Genomic DNA, 15,032 nt, shown 5'->3' with positions numbered 1-15,032 from the left:
GCTCCTCTGGACAGCGTGCCTTTTTACTTTCTGGCAAATACAATTTTTTAACTTTAATTTTTCATTTGGATCAAGGAGTAAACACTATGATAGCCGTAGAATTAGTCATCGTTCTGCTGGCCATTTTTTTAGGGGCCAGGTTAGGCGGTATCGGTATCGGCTTTGCGGGTGGGATTGGTGTTCTGGTATTGGCGATTATTGGCGTCAAACCCGGCAGCATTCCCTTCGACGTTATTTCAATCATCATGGCCGTTATTGCGGCAATCTCTGCGATGCAGGTCGCAGGCGGTATGGATTATCTGGTGCAGCAAACTGAAAAGTTACTGCGCAAGAACCCAAAACACATCACTATCCTTGCACCGCTGGTCACCTATTTTCTGACCATCTTTGCTGGGACAGGTAATATCTCTCTCTCAGCCCTGCCGGTGATTGCAGAAGTGGCAAAAGAACAAGGCATCAAACCTTGCCGCCCGCTCTCTACCGCAGTAGTTTCCGCGCAAATCGCCATCACCGCCTCACCGATTTCTGCGGCAGTGGTCTACATGTCTTCTGTCATGGAAGGTCACGGCGTCAGCTACTTGCATCTGCTGATGATTGTCATTCCATCCACCCTGTGTGCGGTGCTGGTGATGTCGTTTATCGTCTCCTTGTGCTTTAACTCCAAACTGTCAGATGACCCAATCTACTGTCAGATGACCCAATCTATCTGAAACGTTTGGAAGAGGGCTTAGTGACGTTACGTGGCGACACCGTAAAAGTGATCAAACCACGGGCTAAAACCTCAGTGCTGCTGTTCCTGGCAGGCGTATTGTGTGTCGTGGCTTATGCCATCATCAACAGTCCAAGTGTCGGTCTGGTGGCAACACCGCTGATGAACACCACCAATGCTATCCTGATCATCATGCTGAGTGTGGCAACCATCACCACGCTGGTCTGCTCGGTTGATACCGATTCAATCCTGAATTCCAGTACTTTCAAAGCCGGTATGAGTGCTTGTATCTGTATCCTTGGTGTCGCCTGGTTGGGTGATACCTTTGTGCAGCACAATCTGGAGTGGATTAAAGAGACCGCAGGTAGCTTGATTCAAGCTCACTCATGGTTGCTGGCGGTTATCTTCTTCTTCTGTTCAGCACTGCTTTATTCCCAGGCGGCAACGGCCAAGGCATTGATGCCAATGGCGATGGCGCTGAACGTTTCACCACTGGCAGCCATTGCGTCCTTCGCAGCGGTTTCTGGTCTGTTCATTCTGCCGACCTACCCAACACTGGTCGCCGCAGTACAAATGGATGACACTGGCACCACCCGTATTGGTCGCTTCGTGTTTAACCATCCGTTCTTCATCCCAGGCACCATCGGGGTGGCACTGGCCGTCTGTTTTGGCTTTGTGATGGGCGGTTTGGTACTGTAATTTGTGATCTATCAATGGGGCGCGTCATGCGCCCTGTTTTCTCCGCTCTATCCCGCCGTGACATAAATCATCTTCTGGCCTGCCCCCACTCGCGTTATAGTGTTCACTTCTTCAGCTAAGTCACACAACCCACGAGGTTAAGATGTCTGATTGTGATGCAATTATTTGTGATGCAATTGTGGTATTGTGCACCGCCCCTGATGAAGCCAGCGCGCAAGATTTAGCCGCGCAGGTTCTGGGTGAAAAACTGGCCGCCTGCGCGACTTTGTTGCCCGGTGCGACCTCGATTTACTACTGGGAAGGCAAGCTCCAGCAAGAGTATGAAGTCCAGCTATTGTTCAAAAGCAATGTGGATCATCAACACGCACTTCTCAGTTTTATCAAACAGCATCACCCCTACCAAACGCCGGAATTGCTGGTGTTACCGGTACGGGACGGAGATAAAGATTACCTGTCATGGCTCAACGCTTCCTTACTCTGATTCTGCTGCTGTGCAGCATTTTACTCACGCCGCACAGCGCGCAGGCCTCCCTGTTTGGTGACAATGCCGCTTTCGACCAAAAAAGCAGCCAGAGCCGATTTATTCCGGTTGATCAAGCATTTGCCTTTGATTTTCGCCAGCAAGGCGACCAACTCACGCTGAGTTGGCAGATTCACCCCGACTATTATCTCTATCGCCAGCAAATTAAAATCGTGCCGCAAAATGCCACTCTTGGCGCGTTTACCCTGCCGGAAGGCATCGCGCATCATGATGAATTTTATGGTGAAGTAGCGATTTTCAAGCAGCAATTAACACTGAGTATCCCCATCACCCAAGCGGGTGATGGCGCGAGCGTCAGCGTGACCTATCAGGGCTGCGCCGAAGCGGGCTTCTGCTATCCGCCGGAAACACGGATCGTGCCGCTGGCGGCGGTCCTCGCCGGAGCCCCCCCCGCAGCCGCAGCCACGGCATCGACTGTAAATGATGTGGCACCCGCTCCGGCTGAACTGCCCTTCTCACCATTGTGGGCGCTGCTGATTGGTATCGGCATCGCCTTCACCCCCTGCGTGTTGCCGATGTACCCCCTGATTTCAGCCATCATTCTTGGCCGCGAGAAGCCCCACAGTCAGCGGCGGATCTTGCTGTTGGCGGTGGTTTATGTGCAAGGGATGGCGCTGACCTACACCTTGCTCGGCTTGGTGGTGGCAGCGGCGGGGTTACAGTTCCAGGCTGCGCTACAGCACCCTTATGTGTTGATTGGGCTATCGGCGCTGTTCGTGCTGCTGGCGTTATCGATGTTTGGCCTCTATTCGCTGCAACTCCCCTCGTCACTGCAAACCCGGCTGGTACAGTGGAGCAGCAGCCAACGTGGCGGCTCACTGGCGGGAGTTTTTGCCATGGGCGCACTGGCGGGCCTGATATGCTCGCCATGCACTACCGCCCCGCTCAGCGCCATCCTGCTGTATATCGCGCAAAGCGGTAATATGCTGGCCGGTGGCGGCACGCTTTATTTGTATGCGTTAGGGATGGGCATTCCTCTGGTGATTGTGACACTGTTCGGCAACAAACTGATCCCACGCAGCGGCCCATGGATGCAGTATGTTAAAGAGGCTTTCGGCTTCGTGATCCTGGCACTACCAGTCTTCTTGCTTGAGCGGGTGCTCGGGGATCTCTGGGGCCTGCGCTTATGGAGCCTGCTGGCGGTCGCCTTCTTCGGCTGGGCCTTTGTCTTGAGCCTAAAAGCGCACTCGGGTTGGGCGCGGGCTTGCCAGCTATTACTGCTAGCCGCCTTGCTGATCGCCGCCCGTCCGCTACAGGATTGGGCCTTTAACGGCAACACCTCGCAAAATGAGATTAAGCACTTGGCGTTTCAACCGATCGCTAATTTGCCGCAGTTGCAAGCCGCATTGGCCCAAGCACAGGGCAAGCCCGTGATGCTGGATCTGTACGCCGACTGGTGTGTCGCCTGCAAAGAGTTTGAAAAATATACCTTCAGTGATGAGCAAGTGCAGCGTCAGTTAGCCGATACCGTCCTCATTCAGGCTGATGTGACGGCTAACAGCACCGAACATGCGCAGATGTTGAAAAAATTGAAGGTGTTGGGCCTCCCAACCATCCTATTTTTCGATGCGCAAGGGAATGAAGTGAGCGCCGCCAGAGTGACCGGTTTTATGGATGCCGCTGAGTTTTTGCAGCATTTAAAAACTCAGCGGTAGTAACATATCAGTTCATCTTCTCGCCGACCGCCTGCTACAAGACATTAAGATAATACGCAATACTTTCGGCCGCTTTGCGCCCCTCGGCAATGGCGGTCACAATCAGGTCAGCGCCGCGCACGATGTCACCCCCGGCGAAGATCTTGGGATTACTGGTTTGATAGGGATAACCGGAAATGGTCGGCGCGACCACTCGCCCCTGTTTATCCAGCACCACATTGTGCTCGGCCAGCCACGACATACGATGCGGGCTGAAACCAAATGCCATGATCACGGCATCGGCAGGAATGATATGTTCGGAACCGGCGATTGGCCGGGCTTGCTGCCGCCCTTTGGCATCGACCTGCCCCATGCCGGTTCGCACCATTTTGATGCCTATCACCTGCCCCTGCTCATCCACCTCAATCCGTTGTGGCTGGAGATTGAACATAAATTCCGCCCCCTCCTCGCGCGCATTTTTGACCTCGCGTTTGGAGCCAGGCATGTTCTTTTCGTCACGACGATAGGCGCAAATGACGTTAGCGGCCCCATGGCGCAGCGAGGTGCGCACACAATCCATCGCCGTATCGCCGCCGCCTAACACCACCACTCGCTGATTTTCCATGCTGACATAGGGGTGAGCGCTGCTGGCGGAATAACCCATCAAATGTTGGGTATTACCAATCAGGAAGGGTAAAGCATCGTAAACCCCTGAAGCCTCTTCGTTTTCCAATCCAGAGCGCATTGAACGGTAGGTGCCGACGCCGAGGAACAGTGCGTCAAAATCACTAAGCAGGCTCTCCATGGTGATATCGCGGCCAATTTCGGTATTCAGGCAAAACTCGACCCCCATCTCGCTGAAAATCTCGCGCCGACGAGTCATTACCCCTTTTTCCAGTTTGAACGCCGGGATACCAAAGGTCAGTAAGCCGCCGATTTCGGGATAGCGATCAAACACCACAGGGGTGATGCCATTACGCACCAGAATATCCGCGCAGCCTAAGCCCGCTGGCCCTGCGCCAATAATCGCTACCCGTTTGCCGGTCGGTTTAACCTGCGACATATCGGGCCGCCAGCCCGTTGCCAATGCGGTTTCCGTGATATGTCGCTCAATCTGACCAATGGTGACCGCGCCGTCATGGTCATTCAGTGTACAAGCCTGTTCACACAGACGATCTTGTGGGCATACGCGGCCACAGATCTCCGGCAAGCTGCTGGTTTGATGGGATAATTCTGCCGCCTCATGAATGCGTCCTTGATGGACCAAGGCGATCCATTTCGGAATCGCGTTATGCAGCGGGCAAGTCCACTGGCAGATCGTTTTATCGCCACAATTCAGGCAGCGCTCAGCCTGCTCATTGATCTGACCGTCAGTGAACGGCAGATAGATCTCAGCAAAACTGCTCTTCCGCTCCGCCAGAGGGATCTTTTTTGGCTCCAGCCGTGGAGTCCGAGGGCGCTGCAACCCATTGACCGGGGCAGTATCGCGGATATTTTTGCTTAACGGGCTGAGAGTATGAGTCACGCCAGCAGGAGTGGCGCTGCTAAACAGGCGGCCATTGTGCTCATTCAGTGCCGCACGCTGGCGTTTTAGCTGCTGTTGGTTCAGCAGATAATGTTGATCGACCAGTGTCAGCGCCTGAGTTGGGCAAGTTTTGATGCAGGCGGGGCCATCCGGTTGGTCAACACAGAGGTCGCATTTCTGTGCCTCAGTGCGCTGATAAACATCGGCCAGACGATGGCTGGCAGGCTGAACAGTCTCTGTTACCACCGTCATCATGCCAAATGGGCAGGCGATCATGCAGGTTTTACAACCGATACATTTTTCCTGAATAACCTGAATGCTGTTATTCATTTCAACAATGGCCCCATTGGGGCAAGTACTGGCACAGGGAGCATCTTCACAGTGATGGCAAAAAACCACCGTCGCACTTAACCTGTCATGAGAAACTTGTTTGTCATTAACACGTTGCTGGCCTTTAAATACCTTAAGCCGTGGCATGAAATATTCAGGCTTATCAGGGAATTTGCCCTCATGATGTGCCACCACACAAGCCACTTCACAACTCCGACACCCAATGCAGCTTTCGGCGTCAGCAATAATAAATGGATTCATCTTATTTCTTCCCAGAAGTCATACCATTGCTGGATAAATAATTATTATTTGCAATAACGCTTCACAACTCTATCAATTCATTAACCACACAAATATAGTGGCCATAATACTCTATTATTACAATTAATTTTTAATGCAAAAGAATCTGACTATTGCCGAGATTTTTTGGCTAATTAAATTGGCAGATGTACAAATGAAAAAAGTATTAAACTGAGGGGGAATAGATTCAGAATAGGGAATTACCCCATTTACAGCTAATTATAAAGGAGATTAATTTGTTTAGTGTGAACTGATTACCTAATAAACCGCTGAGTTTTACCGAATAAAGAGTGATCTGGATCACTTTAATTTCCAAGTTCAAACACATTTTATTAAAAACAAGATGAATTGTGATGTTAACCCCATTGCGCTGTACAGCCACACAACAATTAAATAATTTACCCGCAATTTTTTGGGCCGATGCACAATGCGATTTATGCCCCTACTCCATATAATGTCTACAGCGCTAACGAAGACATTTTTGAGAGTTAAAATTTGCATTTATATAACACCAAATAAAAAATAGGTTATTGCATCTTATTCATAACGAACTTAAATGCGGCAACCTTAAAAAATGATTTATAGAGGGTATTAATATGAGTCTGGAAGCCGCTGTAACTGAGAAACGGACCCACGTCCGATATATAATATTATTTATTATCTTTATTGTGACTGCAATTAACTATGCTGACCGGGCAACATTATCAATTGCGGGCACTGAAGTTGCAAAAGAGCTGCAATTAGATGCAGTTGCCATGGGATACATCTTCTCTGCATTTGGTTGGGCTTACCTGCTGATGCAAATACCGGGTGGCTGGCTGCTGGACCGCTACGGTTCTAAACGTGTCTACACCTACAGTTTATTTTTCTGGTCTCTCTTTACCTTTACCCAAGGCTTTGTTGACATGTTCCCGATAGCTTATGCCGCTATCTCGATGTTTATCATGCGCTTTATGTTAGGTTTCTCTGAGGCACCTTCTTTCCCAGCTAACGCCAGAATTGTCGCGGCCTGGTTCCCGACCAAAGAGAGGGGCACAGCATCCGCAATATTTAACTCCGCACAATACTTCTCACTGGCGCTCTTCTCTCCACTGCTAGGTTATTTAACCTTTGCCTGGGGCTGGCAGCATGTATTTACCGTCATGGGCGGGTTAGGTTTTGTATTAACCATCGCTTGGGTTAAATTTATTCATAACCCAACCGACCACCCTGATATGTCTGCTGCTGAGCTTGAATACATAAAACAAGGCGGTGCCGTTGTTGATATGGATCACAAAAAACCTGATGGTCATAGAAGTGGTCCTAAATTAGCTTACATGAAACAATTGTTATCCAGTCGAATGATGCTGGGCGTATTCTTCGGGCAATACTTCATTAATACCATCACCTGGTTCTTCCTGACGTGGTTCCCTATTTATCTGGTGCAAGATAAAGGGATGTCTATTCTAAAAGTGGGGATGGTGGCGTCTATTCCAGCCTTATGCGGATTTGCCGGTGGGGTATTAGGCGGCGTATTTTCTGACTCACTCATTAAACGTGGTCATTCACTGACCTTCGCACGTAAAGTGCCGATCGTATTAGGCATGTTATTAGCATCCAGCATTATTTTGTGTAACTACGTCGACAGCGACTTTGTGGTCGTGGCACTGATGGCATTGGCCTTCTTCGGTAAAGGTTTCGGTGCCTTGGGCTGGCCAGTGATTGCCGATACCGCACCAAAAGAGATTGTCGGCCTGTGCGGAGGGATGTTTAACGTCTTTGGTAACGTCGCTTCCATCGTCACACCTTTGGTGATCGGCTATCTGGTGAAAGAGTTACACTCCTTTAATGCCGCGTTAATCTTTGTCGGTTGCTCTGCCATTATGGCGATGTTCTGCTACTTATTTGTCGTCGGTGATATCAAACGCTTGGAATTGAAAACATCTTAATAGAATAAAAATCCATATTTTTAGCAAGGATAATATGATGAGCACTTGTAATAGCCCTGTAGACAACCCGCTTTATATTAAAGTACAGGACGCGGATAACGTTGCCATTGTGGTGAATAACAATGGGCTTTGTGCTGGCACCCGGTTTAAATGTGGTCTCGAGCTGATTGAGCATGTCCCGCAAGGCCATAAAGTCGCCTTGGTTGATATCCCTCAAGGCGCGGCGATTATTCGCTATGCTGAGGTGATTGGTTTGGCGGTCCGTGATATTGCCCGTGGTGGCTGGATAGATGAATCACTGGTCGAGTTGCCCGCCGCACCTGCGCTGGAGACATTGCCCCTTGCCACCGCTGTCCCTGAGCCGCTGCCGCCACTGGATGGTTACACTTTTGAGGGCTACCGTAACGCAGACGGCAGTGTCGGCACCAAAAATCTGCTCGCCATTACCACCAGCGTACATTGCGTCGCGGGCGTGGTGGATTATGTGGTCAATATCATTGAGCGCACGCTGCTACCGAAATACCCCAATGTCGATGGCGTGGTCGCACTCAATCACCTCTATGGCTGCGGCGTGGCAATCAATGCACCGGCGGCGGTGGTACCCATCCGCACTATTCACAATCTGGCACTCAATCCCAATTTTGGTGGTGAAGTGATGGTGGTGGGCCTCGGTTGTGAAAAACTGCAACCTGAGCGTCTCTTAGAAGGGACGCCGGATGTGCAGGTTATCTCACTGGATGAGAGCAATATTGTGCGCCTACAGGATGAGAAACACGTTGGCTTCCGCTCCATGGTCGATGACATCCTGCAAGTGGCCGAAAAGCACCTACAACGCCTGAACTTGCGCCAGCGTGAAACCTGCCCAGCTTCTGAACTGGTGGTGGGTATGCAGTGTGGCGGCAGTGATGCTTTCTCCGGTGTGACCGCTAATCCTGCGGTAGGCTACGCCTCTGACTTGCTGGTGCGTTGCGGAGCGACCGTGATGTTCTCGGAAGTGACCGAAGTCCGCGATGCCATCCACTTGTTAACGCCACGGGCCATTAACGAGGAAGTGGGTAGAAGGCTGCTCGAAGAGATGAAATGGTACGATGACTATCTCGAAACCGGTAAAACTGACCGCAGCGCCAACCCTTCGCCGGGTAACAAAAAGGGCGGGCTGGCTAACGTGGTTGAAAAAGCGCTGGGTTCGATTGCCAAATCTGGCCGCAGCGCCATTGCGGAAGTGCTCTCCCCAGGCCAGCGCCCAACCCAGCGGGGGTTGATTTTTGCTGCTACGCCAGCCAGTGATTTCGTCTGCGGCACACAACAACTGGCATCTGGCATTACCGTGCAGGTGTTTACCACCGGACGCGGTACCCCATATGGTTTAGCGGCGGTGCCTGTAATCAAAATGGCCACGCGCACCGATCTGGCCAATCGCTGGCATGATTTGATGGATATCGATGCCGGAACCATTGCTACCGGTGATGCGACAATCGAAGAGGTCGGTCAGCAATTGTTTGAATTGATTCTGGATATTGCCAGTGACCGCAAACGCACATGGTCAGATCAATGGGGGTTACGCAATGCTCTGGCGGTGTTTAACCCCGCACCCGTGACCTAAAACCTTCTGCATCCCACTCTGGCCGGGTCACCTCCCCGGCCACTTTTTGTTCACTCGCGGTTTTACCTCACGTCACCCTACGACTCCTGTTCACCCAACTACTCCTGCTCACCCAACTGCAAGGCGACATACAGCAATAGGCGGTCATCGAAATTCGCCAAATCCAACCCCGTCAGCTCCGAAATACGGTTCAGCCGATACTCCAAGGTGTTGCGGTGAATAAACAGCGCTTTTGCCGTGGCCGTCGGTTGCACGTTATTGCGGAACCAGCAGGCCAAAGTGCGGCGCAGCAGGCCATTGCTGTCCATGGCCCGCAATTTGGCTAACGGCAGGGCCAGCTCATTGGCTTGCCAGCCACCGCGCAAACTGTCCAGCAGAACGGGTAGCACCAAATCCTGATAGTAGTAGCTGCGTTGCTCCGGCATCCGCTGTTTACCCACCGCCATTGTGGTGCGGGCGGTACGATATGAGCGAGCAATGCTGCCGGGGCCGGTGAAGAAGTTCCCCAATGAGAGCCGCACCCGCAGGCGCCCTCGTTCTGTCATGCGAGAGAGCAGTGACTCCATCCGCCGCCGATGGTCGATGGCATCCCAGCGGCCATGGCTGTTCAGCGCCGGTTTCAGCACCACCATTTCGGTCAGGGACACAATCGCAATCAAGTTGTTACGCTCCGGCGTTGTCAGCAGGGTTTGTAGCTCCTGCAATTCTGACATTGCACCGTCAACACTCAACTGGCCACTGTCCACATCCACCACCGCCACCACACGCGGCTCATTGATATCAACCCCAAGGCGCTGCGCCCATTCAATAAGCGCGGGTGATATCTCTTCAGTACGGATTAGGTTGAGTACCAGCTCTTCACGCAAGCGGCTATCCTGCGCCAGCAAATGCACTAACCGCGCCTGCTCCATCATCATTTCTGCGGCCATGCACACCAGTTCGCCATACTGACGCAATTGACCCGGATTGCCGGTCAAACCAATCACACCGACGATCTCACCCTCAAGGCGCAGCGGCAGGTTGATCCCCGGCCTCACACCATGTAACTGGCGAGCAACAGCATCATCAATATCGACGATACGGCCATGAGAGAGCGATAATAGCGCCCCCTCATGCAGCTCGCCGAGGCGCTCTTCATCGCCGCTGCCAATGATCCGCCCTTTACCATCCATCACATTGATATTGGTATCAATGATCTTCATGGTACGGGTGACGATCTCCTGGGCTAGCCGGGGGTCAAGATTATATACACTCATGAAAGGGCCTCAGTCTGGGCTGATGCACCAGCTTATGCGGTCTGATGGGGGATGACATTGGACAAATGCCCAACTTACATCACAAAGCGAGAGAGTTGTGGTGAGGGTCACAAAAAAGGCGAATGCTGGCGAAGTGTTGCAGGAAAATATTGAGCGATCCGGCGGTCAGGGCTAATCATTCGTCAACCCTGATCGACAGAAAATTAAGCTTTGCCCGCCGCCATGCCAATCGCCAGTGTCGCGGCAATGTTCCGCGCCGTCCTGAACACATTATCGGCGGCATTATCTAGCGCCTGCTCTAAAGTACAAATACTGTAGATCACACTAAATACCGCATCCAGACCATGCTCATACACCACATCCACATCGTCGGTCAGGCTACCAGCAATACCAATCACGGGTTTGTTATAACGCTTGGCGACTCTTGCCACCCCAATAGGTACCTTGCCATGAATGGTTTGGCTATCGATACGCCCCTCACCGGTAATCACAAAAGTTGCGTCCCGAACCAGCGCGTCCAGACCGAGAGCGTCAGTCACAATATCGATGCCGGGGCTTAACGTCGCCCCACAAAATGCGAGCAGTCCCGCACCTAATCCCCCCGCAGCCCCTGCTCCTTCGACCTGATCAACGTCAATATCCAGATAACGTTTAATCACGCCAGCGTAATGCAACAGCCCCGCATCCAGCAGGGTGATCATCTCAAGTGTCGCGCCTTTCTGTGGCCCGAAAACAGCCGAGGCCCCTTCGCTGCCTGTCAGCGGATTAGTGACATCACAGGCAACATCGATTTGGCACTGCTGAATACGTGGGTCGAGGGCGGTAATATCAATCACATCCAGTTCTGCCAGTTTCTCGCCACCAAACCCCAGTTGTTGGCCCTGCTTATTCAGCAGTTTGACCCCTAGCGCTTGCACCATACCTGCGCCGCCATCATTGGTTGCGCTGCCACCGATACCGATAATGATATGTTTCACCCCTTGATTCAGCGCATGAAGAATCAGTTCACCGGTGCCATAGGAGGTGGTTTTCAGTGGATTACGCTGCGCCAATGGCACCAGCTCTAGCCCACTGGCGGCAGCCATTTCAATAAATGCGCACTGTTCATCACCAGATATCCCGTAAAAAGCATCAACGTTATCACCTAACGGGCCAGTCACATCGACCTTGATAATCCTACCGGAGGTCGCCGCGACCATGGCTTCTACCGTGCCTTCGCCACCATCAGCAACTGGCAACTTGATATATTGCGCGTCAGGAAACTGGGTGCGAAAACCCGCTTCAATCTGCACCGCAACGTCTAGCGCGGATAAACTTTCTTTATAAGAGTCCGGGGCGATGACTATTTTCATAAATGATTCAATCTCATGAGCTATCCGACGTCATGCAGGCGCCAACTTTATCAACCAGCCGCTCAGGATATCGGGATGCTTATCAGTATCGTTATGCTACCCAAGGCCGACACCGACGGGTGCCGGCACCACTGACTAACGTGTCACTTCAACTTTAGCTAATTTCTCGTAGTAGCAGGCCAGCGCACTGTGATCGGCGCTACCCAATCCATCTGCTTTCAATGCCTGCATCATCTCCATGACGGCCGCAGTCAATGGCAATTGCGCCCCCACGCCGTGGGAGGTGTCGAGGGCATTTGCCAAGTCTTTGATATGCAAATCAATGCGGAAGCCCGGTTTGAAGTTACGATCCATCACCATGGGCGCCTTGGCTTCCAGTACAGTGCTGCCCGCCAACCCACCACGAATGGCTTGGAAGACCAGATCCGGATCCACGCCCGCCTTGGCCGCCAATACCAGCGCTTCAGACATCGCCGCAATATTCAGCGCCACCACCACCTGATTCGCCAGTTTAGTCACATTACCGGCACCGATACCACCGGTATGCACCACGGAGCCGCCCATCGCCTTCATGATGTCGAAGCACTTGTCGAACACCGTTTTATCGCCGCCAACCATCACTGACAAGGTGCCATCAATGGCTTTGGGTTCGCCACCACTGACCGGTGCATCTAACATGGCGATCTGTTTTATCGCCAGCGCTTCGCTAATTTCACGACTGACCAGCGGGGCAATCGAGCTCATATCAATCAGCACAGCGCCCGGTTTGGCACCGTCAATCACGCCGTTTTCACCCAATACCACCTCCTTCACATGGGGTGAGTTAGGCAGCATGGTGATGATAATGTCACACTCTGCTGCCAGCGCTTTTGGCGTCGCCGCCGCAGTGGCACCGGCACTGAGCAGCTCATCCAGTGCAGCAGCATTCCGATCAAGGACAATTAATGAGTAACCTGCTTTCAGCAGATTTTTACTCATTGGCTTTCCCATAATCCCTAATCCAATAAAGCCGATTTTCATTTGTTACTCCTCAATTAAGTCGCAAGGCCGTCAATACGGCAGCGCTGAATGTTTGAAACAGACCAACACTATTTTTTAAATTTGTCGCACAGCGCCTGAGTGGCACTGCGGAAGATGCCCAAATCACTGCCGACCGCCACAAAGGTTGCGCCCCACTCCAGATAACGACGGGCATCGGCATCCACTGGTGCCAGAATACCGCTCGGCTTACCCTGCGCTTTTGCACGGTCAAAAATATGGCGGATCACTTTTTGTACTTCGGGATGGTTGGGTTGTCCCAAATAGCCCAGCGCAGCCGAGAGATCCCCCGGCCCGACGAATATGCCATCCACCCCCTCTACAGCGGCGATAGCATCCAGATTATCGACCCCAAGCTGACTTTCGATTTGCACCAGCACGGTAATGTTGTCGTTGATGGTCGCGAAGTAGTCCGGCACGGTGCCGTAATTATTGCCACGGTGAGACACGGAAACGCCACGTATACCGGCTGGCGGATAACGGGTTGAAGCCACCGCACGGATCGCCTCTTCCTCACTCTCAACGAAAGGAATCAGGAAGTTGTAGAAACCGATATCCAATAATCGCTTGATAATAATTGGTTCATTGCAAGGTGCACGCACCACTGGAGCGCTGTGACTGCCTTTTAGTGCCATAAGCTGCGGAATAAATGTCGTGACATCGTTCGGGGCGTGCTCACCGTCCAAGACCAACCAGTCAAAGCCCGCCAGACCCAGCACTTCAGCTGAAATATGATTTGCCAACGCACTCCAGCAGCCGATAAGGGTTTGCCCTTCTTTTAGGCTGCGGCGGAACTGATTAGGATAATTTTGGAGACTCATTTTCGATCCTTATGATAGAACGCCCGGTCTGAACGAAGGCTCGATGCAGGACGTTATGCAATTCAGGTTACCAGCGCACTCGGCAAGCATTTTGTTGCTTAATCTTGCGCCTGTTTCAGTACGATTCGGTATCGCTACGATTCACGATAATTATTATAGAAACCACGTTCCAATAAACCATCGGGCAAAAGAACAAGAATATGAAGTTATTAGCGAAAGGTTATAGGCAGATGCACAATAAAATGCGCACTGCTTCACAGACTATGGCGTGCTGAAAATAGCATCACACTTCGGATGCTATCGACAAGCGACGAAAGAGTTCGCCAAATAACAGCACAGTAGTGATAAGGTACGGAGTCAGCAGGTGGATAGAGCCGACCCGAGTTGAGGGTCTGTCGTTTGATCTATTGGCGCACTTTAACTATTTACGTATTTTAACTATTTGCGCAATAGACTGCGGTAAACCACACTTGCCAGAGACGAAGTTGGAGGAGAGCAACGTGCAACGTGAACAAGTATTAAGCAGTGCGCTCAATCTGTTAGAGCAACAAGGACTGGCAAATACCACTCTGGAGATGCTGGCAAAAGAGGTCTCTGTCGAAGTCAGTGACCTGACCCGCTTTTGGCCCGATCGCGAGGCATTACTGTATGACTGCCTGCGCTACCATGGTCAGCAGATAGATACCTGGCGGCGTCAGTTGCAGCTAGACGAAACCCTATCGCCGAAGCAAAAGCTCTTGGCACGCTATCAGACGCTCAGTGAACAAGTGCAAAATCAGCGCTACCCCGGCTGCCTGTTTATTGCCGCGTGCAGTTTCTATCCCGATGATGAGCACCCGATCCATCAATTGGCAGAGCAACAAAAGCAAGCGTCGCTACTCTATACGCAAGAGCTATTGCATGAGATGGATGCTGATGATGCGGGCATGGTCGCACAACAAATGGAGCTGATTCTGGAAGGTTGCCTAAGCAAGCTGCTGATTAAGCGCCAACTACAGGATGTTGAAGTGGCTAAGCAACTGGCGGAAGATATATTGGATGTCGCGCAATGCCGTAAAAATGGTGCGCTGAGCTAGCGGCTTAAAACAGAATTTGATGGCAATTTAGGTCGATTTCACCTGTTCTTGTCTGAAAAGAGAGCGATCAGCACAGTTTTAACGGTTTTAAGCTATAAATTCGTTGACGATCAGCGGCCAATACGGTTTAATGCGCCCCGTTGCCCGGATAGCTCAGTCGGTAGAGCAGGGGATTGAAAATCCCCGTGTCCTTGGTTCGATTCCGAGTCCGGGCACCACT

Annotated in this window: 10 protein-coding genes, 1 tRNA gene and 1 pseudogene; 7 read left to right on the top strand and 5 right to left on the bottom strand. The window is 51.7% G+C overall.

The window, feature by feature from the left end:
* Positions 1–86 precede the first annotated feature (86 nt).
* From ACZ76_RS11000 to ACZ76_RS10990, 3 genes and pseudogenes are all read left to right on the top strand, one after another.
* A pseudogene (locus tag ACZ76_RS11000) lies at positions 87–1,408 on the top strand (anaerobic C4-dicarboxylate transporter).
* A gap of 142 nt (positions 1,409–1,550) precedes the next feature.
* Positions 1,551–1,889, top strand: coding sequence for a divalent cation tolerance protein CutA (cutA, locus tag ACZ76_RS10995; RefSeq protein ID WP_048618977.1), 339 nt, complete (start codon positions 1,551–1,553; stop codon positions 1,887–1,889).
* Positions 1,865–3,604: a protein-disulfide reductase DsbD gene (locus tag ACZ76_RS10990; protein WP_048618976.1), complete on the top strand. Its 1,740-nt coding sequence runs from the start codon at positions 1,865–1,867 to the stop codon at positions 3,602–3,604. Before cutA ends, ACZ76_RS10990 begins: the two co-directional genes overlap by 25 nt.
* Positions 3,605–3,638: 34 nt before the next feature.
* Here the strand turns inward: ACZ76_RS10990 and aegA are convergent, their stop codons facing one another.
* Positions 3,639–5,699, bottom strand: a complete 2,061-nt coding sequence (gene aegA, locus ACZ76_RS10985) for a formate-dependent uric acid utilization protein AegA (protein WP_048618975.1) — start codon at positions 5,697–5,699, stop codon at positions 3,639–3,641.
* A gap of 635 nt (positions 5,700–6,334) precedes the next feature.
* On the opposite strand from aegA, the gene ACZ76_RS10980 reads away from it, so the two are divergent.
* Complete coding sequence (locus ACZ76_RS10980; RefSeq protein WP_048618974.1) at positions 6,335–7,666, top strand: MFS transporter; 1,332 nt, start codon at positions 6,335–6,337, stop codon at positions 7,664–7,666.
* Between the two features lie 37 nt (positions 7,667–7,703).
* Positions 7,704–9,269: a galactarate dehydratase gene (garD, locus tag ACZ76_RS10975; RefSeq protein WP_048618973.1), complete on the top strand. Its 1,566-nt coding sequence runs from the start codon at positions 7,704–7,706 to the stop codon at positions 9,267–9,269.
* Between the two features lie 98 nt (positions 9,270–9,367).
* Here garD and ACZ76_RS10970 read toward each other — a convergent pair whose 3' ends face one another.
* The 4 genes from ACZ76_RS10970 to garL form a co-directional block, all read right to left on the bottom strand.
* Positions 9,368–10,525 (bottom strand): CdaR family transcriptional regulator, encoded by a 1,158-nt coding sequence (locus ACZ76_RS10970; protein WP_048618972.1) that lies wholly within the window; start codon positions 10,523–10,525, stop codon positions 9,368–9,370.
* 203 nt (positions 10,526–10,728) lie between these two features.
* Complete coding sequence (locus ACZ76_RS10965) at positions 10,729–11,877, bottom strand: glycerate kinase (protein WP_048618971.1); 1,149 nt, start codon at positions 11,875–11,877, stop codon at positions 10,729–10,731.
* A gap of 135 nt (positions 11,878–12,012) precedes the next feature.
* Entirely contained in the window at positions 12,013–12,897 is an 885-nt protein-coding gene (garR, locus tag ACZ76_RS10960; RefSeq protein ID WP_048618970.1) for a 2-hydroxy-3-oxopropionate reductase, read from the bottom strand.
* 68 nt (positions 12,898–12,965) lie between these two features.
* Complete coding sequence (gene garL, locus ACZ76_RS10955) at positions 12,966–13,736, bottom strand: 2-dehydro-3-deoxyglucarate aldolase (RefSeq protein WP_048618969.1); 771 nt, start codon at positions 13,734–13,736, stop codon at positions 12,966–12,968.
* A gap of 500 nt (positions 13,737–14,236) precedes the next feature.
* On the opposite strand from garL, the gene ACZ76_RS10950 reads away from it, so the two are divergent.
* Entirely contained in the window at positions 14,237–14,812 is a 576-nt protein-coding gene (locus ACZ76_RS10950; RefSeq protein ID WP_048618968.1) for a transcriptional regulator, read from the top strand.
* A gap of 142 nt (positions 14,813–14,954) precedes the next feature.
* Positions 14,955–15,030 (top strand) — tRNA-Phe (locus ACZ76_RS10945).
* Positions 15,031–15,032 lie beyond the last annotated feature (2 nt).

Source organism: Yersinia aleksiciae, from assembly GCF_001047675.1.
Classification (GTDB): Bacteria; Pseudomonadota; Gammaproteobacteria; order Enterobacterales; family Enterobacteriaceae; genus Yersinia; species Yersinia aleksiciae.
This window is presented reverse-complemented; position numbering and strand designations above follow the sequence as displayed.

What these genes read in the sequence shown, in the direction of transcription:
- cutA (WP_048618977.1), top strand. Translation starts at nt 1,551, where the DNA reads ATGTCTGATTGTGATGCAATTATTTGTGATGCAATTGTGGTATTGTGC.
- ACZ76_RS10990 (WP_048618976.1), top strand. Translation starts at nt 1,865, where the DNA reads ATGGCTCAACGCTTCCTTACTCTGATTCTGCTGCTGTGCAGCATTTTA.
- aegA (WP_048618975.1), bottom strand. Translation starts at nt 5,699, where the DNA reads ATGAATCCATTTATTATTGCTGACGCCGAAAGCTGCATTGGGTGTCGG.
- ACZ76_RS10980 (WP_048618974.1), top strand. Translation starts at nt 6,335, where the DNA reads ATGAGTCTGGAAGCCGCTGTAACTGAGAAACGGACCCACGTCCGATAT.
- garD (WP_048618973.1), top strand. Translation starts at nt 7,704, where the DNA reads ATGAGCACTTGTAATAGCCCTGTAGACAACCCGCTTTATATTAAAGTA.
- ACZ76_RS10970 (WP_048618972.1), bottom strand. Translation starts at nt 10,525, where the DNA reads ATGAGTGTATATAATCTTGACCCCCGGCTAGCCCAGGAGATCGTCACC.
- ACZ76_RS10965 (WP_048618971.1), bottom strand. Translation starts at nt 11,877, where the DNA reads ATGAAAATAGTCATCGCCCCGGACTCTTATAAAGAAAGTTTATCCGCG.
- garR (WP_048618970.1), bottom strand. Translation starts at nt 12,897, where the DNA reads ATGAAAATCGGCTTTATTGGATTAGGGATTATGGGAAAGCCAATGAGT.
- garL (WP_048618969.1), bottom strand. Translation starts at nt 13,736, where the DNA reads ATGAGTCTCCAAAATTATCCTAATCAGTTCCGCCGCAGCCTAAAAGAA.